This window comes from Streptomyces kebangsaanensis, from assembly GCF_001906585.1.
GTDB classification, from domain to species: domain Bacteria; phylum Actinomycetota; class Actinomycetes; order Streptomycetales; family Streptomycetaceae; genus Streptomyces; species Streptomyces kebangsaanensis.
Window position 1 is genome coordinate 21,452 of record NZ_JUJA01000123.1, and the last position, 13,623, is coordinate 35,074.

Sequence of the window (13,623 nt, forward strand, 5' to 3'; positions counted from 1 at the left end):
AGCAGGCCGCCGTCGCGGGCCGCCTCCAGCACGGCGGCGGCCGCCTGCGGATCGGCCTCGTCGGTGCCGGGCCTGGCCAGTTCGACGCCGATCATCAGCCCGCGTCCGCGGACCTCCCGTACGCCGGGCAGCTGGGCGGCGACGGACCGCAGCCGCTCGATGAGCAGCCCGCCGACGCGCCGGGCGTTGCCCTGCAGGTCGTGTTCGAGGAGGTAGGTGAGGTTGGCGAGCCCCGCGGCCATGGTGATCTGGGTACCGCCGAAGGTGGAGATGCTGTTGGCGTCCAGGCAGTTCATGATCTCGGCGCGGGCGACGACCCCGCCGACGGACATGCCGTTGCCGATGCCCTTGGCGAAGGTGACGATGTCCGGCGGCCCGCTGCGCCCGTGCGCCTGCCAGCCCCAGAAGTGGTCGCCGGTGCGGCCCCAGCCGGTCTGCACCTCGTCGGCGATCCACAGGATGCCGTGCTCCTTCAGTACGTCCCGGAAGGCGGCGTACAGGCCGTCGGGCGGGGAGGTGAACCCGCCGACGCCCTGGACGGGTTCGGCGATCAGGGCGGCGGGCGGACGGGTGTGCCCGAGGAGGTCGCGCAGGTCCTCGACGCAGGCCGCGGTGAACTCCGCGTCGCTCAGGTGGGCGAACGGGCCGCGGGTGCGCACGCCGCCGTGCACGTACAGGGTCTGCAGCGGGGACAGGGAGGTCGGGGACCAGCCGCGGTTGCCGGTGATGCCGATCGCGCTGAAGGAGCGGCCGTGGTAGCTGTTGCGCATGGCCAGGACCGTGTTGCTGCGCCGGTAGGTCGTGGCGAGCAGCAGCGCGGTGTCGTTGGCCTCGGTGCCGGAGGTGGTGAAGAAGACGCGGGCGTCCGGGATGCCGCTCAACTGGGCGATGCGTTCGGCGAGTTCGACCATCGGCCGGTTGAGGTAGAGCGTGGAGGAGTGGATGATCCGCCCGGCCTGCTCGCTCACCGCCTTGGTGACCTCGGGCAGGGCGTGGGCGGTCATCGTGGTCAGGATCCCGCCGAAGAAGTCGAGGTACCGCCTGCCGCTCGCGTCCCAGACGTGGCGGCCCTCGCCGTGGGTGATCTCGATCGGGTCCTCGTAGTAGAGCGCGAGCCAGTCGGGCGCGACGGCCCGGTGGCGGGCGTACAGGTCGCTCATGGCTGCACCAGCCCTTCGTAGGCGTCGGGGCGGCGGTCGCGGTAGAAGGCCCACTGCCGCCGCACCTCTTCGATGAGGTCGAAGTCGAGGTCGCGGACGAGGAGTTCCTCCTTGGAGTCACTGGCGACGTCGCCGACGAACTGTCCGCGCGGGTCGACGAAGTAGCTCGTCCCGTAGAAGTCGTTGTCGCCGTACTCCTCCTGGCCGACGCGGTTGATCGCGGCGACGAAGTACTCGTTGGCGACGGCCGCGGCCGGCTGCTCCAGCTGCCACAGGTGGGCGGACAGGCCGCGGTGGGTGGCCGACGGGTTGTAGACGAGCTGGGCGCCGTTCAGGCCGAGCTGCCGCCAGCCCTCCGGGAAGTGGCGGTCATAGCAGATGTAGACGCCGACCCTGCCGACGGCGGTGTCGAAGACGGGCCAGCCGAGGTTGCCCGGCCGGAAGTAGAACTTCTCCCAGAAGCCCTCGACCTGCGGGATGTGGTGCTTGCGGTACTTGCCGAGGTAGGAGCCGTCGGCGTCGATCACGGCGGCGGTGTTGTAGTAGAAGCCCGACTGCTCGACCTCGAAGACGGGGGCGACGACCACCGTGCCGGTCTCGCGGGCGAGTTCCCGCATGCGCCGCACCGTGGGCCCGTCCGGCACGGGCTCGGCCCAGCGGTAGTGCTCCGCGTCCTGCACCTGGCAGAAGTACGGCGCGTTGAAGACCTCCTGGAACCCGATGACCCGCGCGCCCCGGCGGGCCGCCTCGCGGGCGTGCTCCTCATGCTTGTCGGTCATGGACGCGGTGTCGCCGGTCCAGGTGGCCTGGACCAGGGCCGCACGGACGACGTTGGCCATGAGCGCTCCTTCGACGTACGTCAGAGCCAGAGCCTCTACGCCCGTAGAACAGGCCTAGAGGGACGAACGTAAGCCTTTCGGACCACCTTGCCAAGACCATCGCCGCCAACCCGCGAAGTCGATCGTGTTTCACACCCCAGTGGGCGAGCGCTCCCGGCCTCACACCTCGACCGGCGCGCACCGCCCCGCCAGCTCGTCCATCGACAGCCCGAGGACCCGGGCCAGGGCCGCCACCGTGAAGAAGGCCGGGGTCGGGGCCCGTCCGGTCTCGATCTTGCGCAGGGTCTCCGCCGAGATGCCCGCGCTCGCCGCGACCTCCGCCATGCTGCGGTCGCCGCGCGCCTGACGCAGCAGCCGCCCGAGCCGCTCGCCGCGTTCGCGCTCTTCGGGGGTCAGAGGAGTGCGCACCATGCCGCCATCCTACGACCTCACCGGGATTCAAATACCGGTATAGTAATTGGACATGGTGGAACTGAAGACGGACACATCGATCGACGCCATGTACGAGGCCGGCCAGGTGGTGGCACGGGCGCTCACCGCCGTACGCCGGGCCGCGGACGTGGGGGTCTCCCTCCTGGAGCTGGACGGGCTGGCCCGTGACGTGCTGCGCGAGGCGGGCGCCGGCTCGCCTTTCCTCGGCTACCGGCCCTCCTTCGCCCCGGTCCCGTTCCCGGCGGTCCTGTGCGCCTCGGTCAACGACGCGATCGTGCACGGCATCCCCACCGTCCCCCACTGCCTGAACGGCGTGGGGGGACCCCCATCCGGCTGCGCGACGGCGACCTGCTCTCCCTGGACTTCGGCGCCGAGCTCGGCGGCTGGGCCGGCGACTCGGCGATCAGCTTCGTCGTCGGCCGTCCGCGCCCCGCGGACCTGAAGCTGATCGAGACCGCCGAGCGGGCGCTGGCCGCCGGCATCGAGGCGGCCGTGGCCGGCAACCGCATCGGCGACATCGCCCACGCCATCGGTTCGGTGTGCCGCGCGGCGGGCTACGGCATCCCGGACGGCTTCGGCGGCCACGGCATCGGCCGCCGCATGCACGAGGACCCCGCCGTCCCCAACGAGGGCCGCCCCGGCCGCGGCCTCCCCCTGCGCCCCGGGATGGTCCTCGCCATCGAACCCATGCTGATCGCCGGCGGCGGGGACGGCTACTGCGCGGCTCCCGACGGCTGGACCCTCCGCACGAACGACGGCTCCCGGGCAGCCCACGTGGAACACACGGTGGCGATCACCAGAACAGGCCCCCGCATCCTCACGGAACGGTAGGACAACCACCCCAGGGGCGCGGGGCTGCATCGATCTGCGGCTCCTCCCCCAAGCTCTTGACGAGCAGGGGGACCCCGTCGTGGGCGCGGGAAACCACGAAGCACCCGCACCCGCGCGACAGGATCACGCCCCGGGCCCGTAGGCGCCCGCCCCCGTCTCACCCGCGCTCGACATGCCCGAAGAAACCGGACGTGCCATCGTTGATTGAGCCCAGCTCAACCGGATACCCGGCGGGAGCCACTCGTCAGCGGAGGAACGGAAAACGATGACCAGCGGCTACCTCGGCCCGGAAGGCGACCCCTTCAGCGAGTTCTTCGCCCGCTTCTTCGGCGGCCCGCGTCCCGGCCCCCGGCACGTCGACATCGGCAGGCTGCTCAGCCAGCCCGCCCGGGAACTCGTCAAGGGCGCGGCGCAGTACGCCGCCGACCACGGCAGCCGGGACCTGGACACCGAGCACCTGCTGCGGGCCGCGCTCTCCACCGAGCCCACCCGCAGCCTGCTCAGCCGGGCCGGCGCGGACCCCGACTCGCTCGCGACACAGATCGACGAACGGTCCGGCCCCCTGCAGCGTCCGGGGAACGAGACGCCTCCCACCACCCTGTCGCTCACCCCCGCCGTCAAGCGCGCCCTGCTGGACGCGCACGACATGGCGCGGGCCAGCGGCGCCGGGTACATCGGCCCGGAGCACGTGCTCAGCGCGCTCGCCGCCAACCCCGACTCCGCGGCCGGGCACATCCTGAACGCGGCCCGGTTCGCGGCCTCCGGCCTGCCGCCCGAGGCGCCGGACGCCGCCGCGCCGTCGAAGACGGAGCGGCAGCGGCCCACCACGACGCCCACCCTGGACAAGTACGGCCGCGATCTGACCGACCTGGCCCGGCAGGGCCGTATCGACCCGGTGATCGGGCGGGAGCAGGAGATCGAGCAGACCGTCGAGGTCCTGTCCCGGCGCGGCAAGAACAACCCGGTGCTCATCGGCGACGCGGGCGTCGGCAAGACGGCCGTCGTCGAGGGGCTCGCGCAGCGGATCGCCGACGGGGACGTGCCCGACATCCTGATCGGCCGCCGGGTGGTGGCCCTGGACCTGACCGGCGTGGTGGCGGGCACCCGCTACCGGGGCGACTTCGAGGAACGCCTGAACAACATCGTCACCGAGATCCGCACCCACTCCGACCGGCTGATCGTCTTCATCGACGAGCTGCACACCGTCGTCGGCGCCGGCGCGGGCGGCGAGGGCGGCGCGATGGACGCGGGCAACATCCTCAAGCCCGCCCTCGCCCGCGGCGAGCTGCACATCGTCGGCGCGACCACGCTGGAGGAGTACCGGCGGATCGAGAAGGACGCGGCCCTGTCCCGCCGGTTCCAGCCGATCCTGGTGCCCGAGCCGTCCATCCCGGACACTCTGGAGATCCTGCGCGGGCTGCGCGACCGCTACGAGGCCCACCACCAGGTCCGCTACACCGACGAGGCGCTGGTGGCCGCCGTGGAGATGTCCGACCGGTACCTGCCCGACCGGCGCCTGCCGGACAAGGCGATCGACCTGATCGACCAGGCCGGCGCCCGGGTGAAGCTGCGGGCCCGCACCAAGGGCACGGACGTGCGGGCCATGGAGCGCGAGGTCGAGCAGCTCACCCTGGACAAGGACCAGGCGGTCGCGGACGAGCAGTACGAGCAGGCCACCCGGTTGCGCGACCGGATCACCGAGCTGAAGCAGAAGATCACGCAGGTCACCGGGGACGGGGAGGCCGACGAGGGGCAGCACCTGGAGGTCACCGCGGAGGCCATCGCCGAGGTGGTGTCCCGGCAGACCGGCATCCCGGTCAGCAGCCTCACCCAGGAGGAGAAGGAGCGCCTCCTCGGCCTGGAGGAGCACCTGCACCAGCGGGTCGTCGGCCAGGACGAGGCCGTGAGCGTGGTCTCCGAGGCGGTACTGCGCTCCCGCGCGGGGCTGGCGAGCCCGGACCGGCCGATCGGCAGCTTCCTGTTCCTCGGCCCGACCGGCGTCGGCAAGACCGAGCTGGCCCGGGCGCTGGCCGAGGTTCTGTTCGGCAGCGAGGACCGCATGGTCCGCCTGGACATGAGCGAGTACCAGGAGCGGCACACCGTCAGCCGGCTGGTGGGCGCCCCGCCCGGGTACGTCGGCCACGAGGAGGCCGGCCAGCTCACCGAGGTGGTGCGCCGGCACCCGTACTCCCTCCTCCTCCTCGACGAGGTCGAGAAGGCGCACCCGGACGTCTTCAACATCCTGCTGCAGGTGCTCGACGACGGGCGGCTCACCGACTCCCAGGGCCGCACGGTGGACTTCGCCAACACGGTCATCGTGATGACCAGCAACCTCGGCTCGGAGGCGATCACCCGGCGCGGTGGTGGGATCGGGTTCGGCGCGGGGGGCGCGGAGGCGGACGAGGAGGCGCGGCGCGAGCAGATCCTGCGTCCGCTGCGGGAGCACTTCCGGCCGGAGTTCCTCAACCGGATCGACGAGATCGTCGTCTTCCGCCAGCTCACCGGCGGGCAGCTGCGGCAGATCACCGACCTGCTGCTGGAGAAGACCCGACGGCTGCTGCACGCGCAGGGCGTCGCCGTCGAGTTCACCGACGCGGCCGTCGACTGGCTCGCCCAGCGCGGCTACCAGCCCGAGTACGGCGCCCGCCCGCTGCGCCGCACCATCCAGCGGGAGGTCGACAACCAGCTGTCCCGGCTGCTGCTGGACGGCCGGGTCCGCGAGGGCGACCGGGTGACGGTGGGCGTGGCGGACGGCCGGCTCACCTTCGACACCCAGCAACGGGAACCCGCACCGGCGCCCACCGAGTGAACCGAGCAGGGGCCGCCTTCACCTGACGGAAGGCGGCCCCGTCGTGTCACCGGCCGCCCTGCTCTACGGCGCCGGGCGCACCACCATCGCCGAGCCCCCGCCCCGGCGGACCTTCTCCGCGGCGGCCCGCCACCTGCCGTCCGGCAGGCGCTGCACGCCGGTGGCGGCGCCGATCTCGGGGGTGAGTCTGAAGGAGTGGCCGATCGCCTCCAGCCGCTTCCTCGACGGGCTGTCGTAGAGGCCGGGTTCGAGTTCGGTCCGGGCCGTGTTGCGCTGGCTGGCGCGGGGCGCGGCGATCGCGTCGACGAGCGGCAGGTGCCGGTCCAGGAATCCGGTCAGGGTCTGCAGCACGGTGGTGATGATGGTCGCGCCGCCGGGTGAACCGAGCGCCACCACCGGCCGGTCGTGCCGGTCGAGCACGATCGTCGGCGAGATCGACGAGCGCGGCCGCTTGCCCGGACCGGGCAGGTTCGGGTCGTGCACGGCCGGGTTGGCCGGGGCGAAGGAGAAGTCCGTGAGCTCGTTGTTGAGCAGGAAGCCGCGGCCGGGGACGGTGATGCCGCTGCCGCCGGTCTGCTCGATGGTGAGGGTGTAGGCGACGACGTTGCCCCACCGGTCGGCGACCGTCAGGTGCGTGGTGTTCTCGCCCTCGTACGTCGTCGGCGCCGCCGTGCCGCCACGGGCGCAGGCGGCGGGGTGGCGCGGGTCGCCGGGTGCGAGCGGGCTGGTGAGGACCGCGTTGTCCTTGATCAGGCAGGCGCGGGAGTCGGCGTACCTCTGCGACAGCAGTTCCTTGGTGGGTACGTCCTCGAAGGCGGGGTCGCCGACCCAGCGCCCGCGGTCGGCGAAGGCGATGCGGCTCGCCTCGATGAAGTGGTGCAGGTACTGCGTCTCGCTCGCCTTCGAAAGGTCCGTCCGCTCAAGGATGTTGAGCGCCTCGCCGACGGTCGTGCCGCCGGAGGAGGAGGGCGCGATCGAGTACACGTTCAGGCCGCGGTACGAGGTCCTGGTGGGCGCCCGGAGTACGGCGCGGTAGGCCGCGAGGTCCTTGGCGGACAGCTTGCCGGGGCGGGCGTTCCAGCCCGAAGCCGGGTCGACGGGCGGGTGGTTGACCGTCTTGACGATGTCCTTGCCGAGGTCGCCGTGGTAGATCGCGCCGACGCCCTCGCGGGCCAGCTTCCGGTAGGTGCGGGCGAGGTCGGGGTTCTTGAACGTCGAGCCGACGGCGGGGAGCCGCCCGTCCGGCAGGAACAGCCGGGCGGTGGCGGGGAAGTGGCGGAAGCGGGTCTCGTTGGCGGCGGTCTGCGAGCGGAAGGTCTCGTCGACGGTGAAGCCGTCGCGGGCGAGGCGCTCGGCCGGCTTCAGGACCGTACCGAGTCCTCTGGTGCCCCACCGGTCCAGGGCCGTCTGCCAGGTGGCGGGCGTGCCGGGTGTGCCGACGCTCAGGCCGCTGCCGACGGCGGCGTCGAAGGCGAGCGGCTCGCCGTTCTCCAGGAAGAGCTTCGAGTCGGCGGTCAGCGGGGCGGTCTCGCGGCCGTCGATGGTGTGCACGGTGCGGGTGCGGGCGTCGTAGTGGACGAAGTAGCCGCCTCCGCCGATGCCGGCGGAGTAGGGCTCGGTGACGCCGAGGGCGGCGGCGGTGGCGACGGCCGCGTCGACGGCGTTGCCGCCTTCCTTCAGCACCTCGATGCCGGCGGCGGTGGCGTCCGCGTCGACGCTGGCCACGGCGCCGCCGTAGCCGACGGCGACGGGGGTCTTCGGGGCCGGTCCCGGCTTGGCGTGCGGCTGTGCGGCGGGCGGGGCGGCCGCGCCCACCGTCACTACGGCGGCCGAGACCGCCAGGACCGTCAGTTTCCGTGCGACAGGGCGACGCATCCGCACCTCCACGCTGGTCGTGCTCGGTTGCCTGACCGTCGCGCAGCCTATGTCATTGCCATGAGCCCGTCAGGACGGTTGAGCCGATCGAGTGTCGAACGCAAGTGCGTTCAAAAGCGCTAGCATGCGCGGCCATGAACGACGACGTGCGCAACATCGTCCTGGGAGTGGTGGCGGCGGGTGCCGGCGCCGCACTCGGGTGGCTGGCCCGCACCTATCTGTGGCGACGCAGGCTGCGCCGCAAGCAGGCCTTCTTCGGGCTGCCCGACAACTCCGAGTCGCTGCTGGTGGTCAACCGCGACGCGGGCGGCCCGGACCTCACGGTGATGCGCCACGACGTCTTCGCCCTGCTGGAGCTGTCCGCGCTCATCAAGGACTGCAACGCGGGCGTCCAGGTCGTCGCGCACGACGCGGCCCAGCAGGGGTTCGGCGAGCGCACCGAGTTCTGTGTCGGCGGGCCGGCCTCCAACCGCCGTATGGCCGCGCACCTTTCGTCCCTGCTGCCCGGGGTGCGGGTGAACGTCGACGCCGAACCCGGCCCGGACCGGGGCGCGTTCCGGGTCGGTGGCGAGCACTACCGGCTCGAGGCGGGCCGCAGCGAGTACGTCCTGCTCGCCCGGCTCACCGCCGGGGAGCGCCGCTCCAGGGCCCGGCCCGTGTTCCTGTTCTGCGGACAGCGCGCGATCGACAACCAGGCCGCGACCCGCTATCTCGCCCGCAACCACGAGCGGCTGGCCCGGAAGTACGGGGGCGGTTCCTTCGTCCTGCTGCTGAAGGTGGTCAACTCCCAGGCGTACGGCCCGGATGTGGTCGAACTCGTCGCGGACGTGACCCGCGCGGCGCAGGCGCCCCCGCCGGAACCGGCCGCGGCCGACGCCGCGGCGAGCACAACCCGCCCGGCGCGCAGCTGACCTTCTCCTCGCCGGCGGACCATCCGTTCCCTGTGTCCGTCCCGCTGCGCGAGCAGTGATCTCCGGCTGCCGCCGGCCGGGTATGGCTCCGTGAACCGCTGCCCCCGCGGCCGAAGGGCCGTGGGATGCCCCCACCCGGCAGCAGCGTCCCCGTCCCGGTGGCGGTGGGCCGGATCGCCGTCACCACAGGGATGAGCGGCACATCGTAGTCGCCGGACTCACCGCTCCGCGACCTCCGCGTACAGCTGGGAGAGCCCGGGGACGCCGCTCTCGGCCCAGGCGTGGCCGGCCTCGACGACGTTGAACTCCCGCCCGGACGCGAGCCGTACGACGGGTTGGCCACTGGGCCAGAGCTCCCAGACCGCGCCGGGAACGGTACGCACGATGACCGTGCCCAGGTACAGTCCCGCGTCGTTCCCCAGCCACGACACCTTCTCGGAGTCGTCCCGCCAGCGCGGCAGCATCTGGTCGAGCTCCTCCAGCGAGGCCGCGGACTCGTCGAGCCGGACGCCGGCCTCGGACGCCTGCGCACGCAGCAGCTCACAGGTGGAGAGCAGGTCGGCGAGGTCCCCGGGGTCCGGTGTGCCGTCGGCGGAGACCACCGCGACGCCGAGGGCCGGTTCGTGCTTCTTGCGCCAGTTGCCCACAAACCAGAAGCTCATGGCTTCAGCGTGACACCTCCACCGCCGCGCGCACCACAGGGCGGACGCGGGTGTCGTGCCTATACGTCCAGGTCGACCACCACGGGCGCGTGGTCGGAGGCGCCCTTGCCCTTGCGCTCCTCGCGGTCGACGTAGGCGTCGGTGACCGCCTTCGCGAACGGCTCGTTGGCGTACACCAGGTCGATGCGCATGCCGCGGTTCTTCGGGAAGCAGAGCTGGCGGTAGTCCCAGTACGTGAAGGGGTGGTCGTACTTCAGGGGCCGCGGGACCACGTCCGCGAGGCCGGCCTCGCGCAGGGCGGCCAGGGCGGCTCGCTCGGCCGGGGTGACGTGGGTGGAGCCCTCGAAGACCGCCCGGTCGTAGACGTCGTCGTCGGTCGGCGCCACGTTGTAGTCGCCGAGGACGGCGAAGGGGCGGCTGCCGCCCGCGTCGTCCGCGACGGCTTCCCTGAGCGCCTCGAACCACCGGAGCTTGTAGGCGTAGTGGGGGTGGTCCACCTCGCGGCCGTTGGGCACGTACACCGACCAGACGCGGACCGGGCCGCAGGTCGCGGAGATGGCGCGGGGCTCCTCGGCGCCCTCGTAGCCGGGGCCGTTGGGCAGGCCCTTGACCACGTCCTCGACGCCCACGCGGGAGAGCACCGCCACGCCGTTCCACCGGCCGGTGGCGTGGACCGCCGCCTCGTACCCCAGGTCGCGCAGCTGGTCGAACGGGAACTTGTCCTCGGCGACCTTGGCCTCCTGCAGGCACAGCACGTCCGTGCCGCTGCTCTCCAGCCAGGCCAGCAGCCTCGGCAGGCGGGCGGTGATCGAGTTCACGTTCCAGGTCGCGATGCGCATGCCTCACAACCTACCCGGCGCCACCGACAACGCCTCCCGCCCGGGCTCCGTGCCCGCGAGGGCTCAGATCTCCGCCGACGCGCCCGGTGTCAGCCGCAGGTGCTCCGCGCCGCCCAGGGCGCCGATCTGGCGGTCGTAGATCGGGCGGGCCAGATCGGTGAGGAGCGCGTCGTGGATGTCGTAGGCGCGCTGCGGCTTGACCTCGCGGACGTAGTCGATCACTTCGGAGATCTTGTTCCAGGGCGCCATCACCGGGAGCATCAGCGTCTCCACCGGGCGGTCGGGCACGGTGAGCGCGTCGCCCGGGTGGAAGACGCGGCCGCCGTCCATGAGGTAGCCGACGTTGGTGATCCGCGGGATGTCCGGGTGGATCACCGCGTGCAGCTCGCCGTGGACCTGGACGTCGAACCCGGCGGCGGTGAAGGTGTCGCCGTGGCCGACGGTGTGGACGCGGCCCGGGAAGGCGGCGGCGATCTGCTCCGCGACCGACTTCAGCGTCCAGATCTCGGTGCCCGGATCGGCCTCCAGGGCGGCGCGCAGGCGCCCCTCGTCGAAGTGGTCGGCGTGCTCGTGGGTGACCAGGATCGCCTCCGCACCGGCCGTGGCGTCCTCCTCGCTGAAACCGCCGGGGTCGACGACGAGGGTCCGCCCGTCCTTCTCGAGGCGGATGCAGGCGTGCGACTTCTTCGTGAGCTTCATGCGTTCCATCCTGCCGCGCGCCGGGCGCGCGGGCTTTCCGGCGTGGTGGCCCCGGTGTCCGGCCGGGCGGTCAGTCGGCGGGAGTCGTCTCCCCGCGGATGACCTGCCGGGCGGTCAGTCGGCGGGAGTCGTCTCCTCGCGGATGACCTGCCGGGCGGTCAGTCGGCGGGAGTCGTCTCCTCGCGGATGACCTGCTGGGCGATCCGGAAGGCGTTGCCCGCCGCGGGGATGCCGCAGTAGACGGCCGTCTGCAGCAGCACCTCCTTGATCTCGTCCGGGGTGAGGCCGTTGCGCAGGGCAGCCCTGGTGTGGGCGGCGAGGTCCTCCAGGTGGCCGCCCGCGACCAGGGCGGTGAGGGCGACACAGCTGCGGGTGCGCCGGTCCAGGCCGGGCCGGTCCCAGATCTCGCCCCAGACGCAGCGGGTCAGGAACTCCTGGAAGTCGCCGGAGAAGTCGTCGGCCCCGGCGAGCGCGCCGTCGACGTGCGCGTCGCCCAGCACCTCGCGGCGGAGCTTCAGCCCGATGTCGTACGGGTCCGGCCGGTCCTCGGGACGGTCCGGCAGGTCCGCCGGGGCGATCTCGGCGATCGGCGCGGCCTGCAGGGGCACGGCCAGGAGGGGCTTGGCCGGGGGCGGGACGACCGTCATCTGGCCGGTGGTCACCTCGAAGGGCAGCTGCCAGGCGGTGGAGAAGTGCCGGACCAGCAGGTCGGTGACGGCGGCGGGCTGCTCCACCGGCACCAGGTGGGAGGCGCCGGGCACGACGGCCAGGCGGGCGTCGCGGATGCCGGCGACCAGGGTGCGGGCCTCGGCGGGGCCGGTGACCTGGTCCTCGGAGCCGACCAGGACCAGCGTGGGCGCGCCGACGTGGCCGAGCTCGGCCCGGACGTCGAAGGTCGCCAGCGCCTCGCAGGCGGCGATGTAGCAGCCGGGGTCGGTGGTGCGCACCATCTGTACGGCCCATTCGGTGATCGCTGGCTGCGCGGCGGCGAAACCGCCGGTGAACCAGCGGTCCGGGGAGGTCCGGGCGATCGGGTCGAGCCCGTTGGTACGGACGACCACCCCGCGCTGGCGGAACTCGTCGGCGGTGCCGAACCGGGGCGAGGCGGCGATCAGCGCGAGCGAGGCGAGGCGCTCGGGGTGGCGCAGGGCCAGTTCGAGACCGATGGCGCCGCCGAGCGCGCAGCCGGCGTAGCCGAAGCGCTGCACGCCGAGCCCGTCCAGGGTGACCAGCAGGCGGGCGGCGAGGTCGGACACCAGGCCGGCGGGGTGCGCGGGCGCGCCGCCGTGCCCCGGCAGGTCGAACCGGAAGACGCGCCACTGGTTCGTCAGCTCGGGGACCTGCCGGTCCCACATGTGCCATGTCGTACCCAGTGAGGGAGCCAGGATCAGGACAGGGGCCTCTTCCGGCCCGTCGAAGCGGTACTGCAAGATGTTCGTCGGTGTCTCGCTCACGCCCTGCACGTTCTCATATCCCGTGGTTTCCCACGTACCTGGGTCGGGGCCCCGCGCAACCCGTCCCAGGTTGTGGCGACTTCGCGAAGATCCTGCGCGTCCAGGGTGACGGGTGTGTCCGGTGAGGGGTGAAACTCAGCGGCGGCCGGCCCGCGTTGCGGTCAGCAGTACCAGGGCGAGCACCTGGGTCGCGGTGACGACCGCGATCAGCACCGGGATCGAGACGTCGTACAGGCCGCCGATCAGCGCGCCGCCGGCCAGGCCGGCCGCACCGGCGACGCCGGCGAACAGGCCGTAGGCGGTGGCCCGCCTGCCGACGGGGACGAGGTCCGCGACCGTGGCCCGCAGCGTGGACTCCCGGATTCCCGAGGCCGCGCCCCACACCAGCACCCCGGCCGCCGCGATCGCCACGGTGTCGGTGAACGCCAGCACGACGACCAGCGCCGTCAGCACCGGCAGTGCCGCCAGGACCACGGGACCGTGCCGGTCGTAGAGCCAGCCCGTGGCCAGCGCGGCGAGCGCGTCGACGGCCATCGCGGCGGCGTAGAGCACCGGCACCCACGCGGCGGCCAGCAGATGCCGCTGGACCAGGTGGAAGGACAGCACCCCGAAGGTGGCGAACCCGGTGGTCGTGGCCGCCATGAACGCCGCGTAGGTCCAGAACGCCGTCGGCAGACGGCCGGCCGGTGCCGGGGTCCGCTCCGCGGTCGCCCCGGCGGCCACCGCCCGGCGTTCGTAGGCTTCCGGATCCGGGACACGGCTCCGCAGCCACACCAGCAGCGCCAGCGCCGCCACCCCGGGCGCGGCCAGTACCCCGAGGGCGGGGGCGTAGTCGCCCCCGGTGGCGGCGAGCATCCCGGCGACCACCAGCGGTCCGATCAGCGCACCGGTCTGGTCCAGGGCCTCGTGCACGGCGAAGCCCCGGCCCCGGCCGGTGACGGTGGTGGCGTGCGAGAGCAGGGTGTCCTTCGCCGGGGAACGCACCGCCTTGCCGACCCGCTCGGCGATCACCAGCACGCACGCCGCCCACAGCACTCCGGCCATACCCAGCAACGGCACGGAGACCACGGTCAGCACGTATCCGGCGATCGCCAGGCCCCAGAAACGGCGGG

11 protein-coding genes and 1 pseudogene are annotated in these 13,623 nt (G+C 72.8%); 3 read left to right on the forward strand and 9 right to left on the reverse strand.

Annotated elements, in window-relative coordinates:
- From RH94_RS18650 to RH94_RS18660, 3 genes are all read right to left on the reverse strand, one after another.
- Positions 1-1,160 (reverse strand): aspartate aminotransferase family protein (locus RH94_RS18650; protein ID WP_234425868.1); only part of this gene is annotated, 1,160 nt, incomplete at its 3' end.
- Positions 1,157-1,999 carry a nitrilase-related carbon-nitrogen hydrolase gene (locus tag RH94_RS18655; protein WP_073948698.1) on the reverse strand — a complete coding sequence of 281 codons (843 nt, stop codon included), beginning with the start codon at positions 1,997-1,999 and terminating at the stop codon, positions 1,157-1,159. The genes RH94_RS18650 and RH94_RS18655, both read right to left, overlap by 4 nt.
- A 159-nt stretch (positions 2,000-2,158) precedes the next feature.
- Positions 2,159-2,410 (reverse strand): helix-turn-helix domain-containing protein, encoded by a 252-nt coding sequence (locus RH94_RS18660; protein WP_073948699.1) that lies wholly within the window; start codon positions 2,408-2,410, stop codon positions 2,159-2,161.
- Between the two features lie 52 nt (positions 2,411-2,462).
- On the opposite strand from RH94_RS18660, the pseudogene map reads away from it, so the two are divergent.
- Together map and RH94_RS18670 are read left to right on the forward strand one after the other, a co-directional pair.
- Positions 2,463-3,262: pseudogene (map, locus tag RH94_RS18665) on the forward strand (type I methionyl aminopeptidase).
- A 265-nt stretch (positions 3,263-3,527) separates the two neighbouring features.
- The gene (locus RH94_RS18670; RefSeq protein WP_073948700.1) at positions 3,528-6,071 is read left to right on the forward strand and encodes an ATP-dependent Clp protease ATP-binding subunit; all 2,544 of its coding nucleotides are present in this window, start codon (positions 3,528-3,530) and stop codon (positions 6,069-6,071) included.
- 63 nt (positions 6,072-6,134) lie between these two features.
- Here the strand turns inward: RH94_RS18670 and ggt are convergent, their stop codons facing one another.
- Complete coding sequence (ggt, locus tag RH94_RS18675) at positions 6,135-7,946, reverse strand: gamma-glutamyltransferase (protein WP_073948701.1); 1,812 nt, start codon at positions 7,944-7,946, stop codon at positions 6,135-6,137.
- 134 nt (positions 7,947-8,080) lie between these two features.
- On the opposite strand from ggt, the gene RH94_RS18680 reads away from it, so the two are divergent.
- Positions 8,081-8,857, forward strand: a complete 777-nt coding sequence (locus tag RH94_RS18680) for a hypothetical protein (protein WP_073948702.1) — start codon at positions 8,081-8,083, stop codon at positions 8,855-8,857.
- A 218-nt stretch (positions 8,858-9,075) separates the two neighbouring features.
- Here the strand turns inward: RH94_RS18680 and RH94_RS18685 are convergent, their stop codons facing one another.
- The 5 genes from RH94_RS18685 to RH94_RS18705 all read right to left on the reverse strand — a co-directional run.
- Positions 9,076-9,519, reverse strand: a complete 444-nt coding sequence (locus RH94_RS18685; protein WP_073948703.1) for a DUF6278 family protein — start codon at positions 9,517-9,519, stop codon at positions 9,076-9,078.
- Positions 9,520-9,578: 59 nt separating this feature from the next.
- Positions 9,579-10,358, reverse strand: coding sequence for an exodeoxyribonuclease III (locus RH94_RS18690; RefSeq protein WP_073948704.1), 780 nt, complete (start codon positions 10,356-10,358; stop codon positions 9,579-9,581).
- A gap of 63 nt (positions 10,359-10,421) precedes the next feature.
- A complete protein-coding gene (locus tag RH94_RS18695; RefSeq protein WP_073948705.1) occupies positions 10,422-11,057 on the reverse strand; it encodes an MBL fold metallo-hydrolase in 636 nt (211 codons plus the stop codon).
- Between the two features lie 158 nt (positions 11,058-11,215).
- On the reverse strand, positions 11,216-12,511 hold the full coding sequence (gene pcaDC / locus RH94_RS18700; protein WP_073948710.1) for a bifunctional 3-oxoadipate enol-lactonase/4-carboxymuconolactone decarboxylase PcaDC: 1,296 nt from the start codon (positions 12,509-12,511) through the stop codon (positions 11,216-11,218).
- 135 nt (positions 12,512-12,646) lie between these two features.
- Positions 12,647-13,623 (reverse strand): MFS transporter (locus tag RH94_RS18705; RefSeq protein WP_234425869.1); only part of this gene is annotated, 977 nt, incomplete at its 5' end.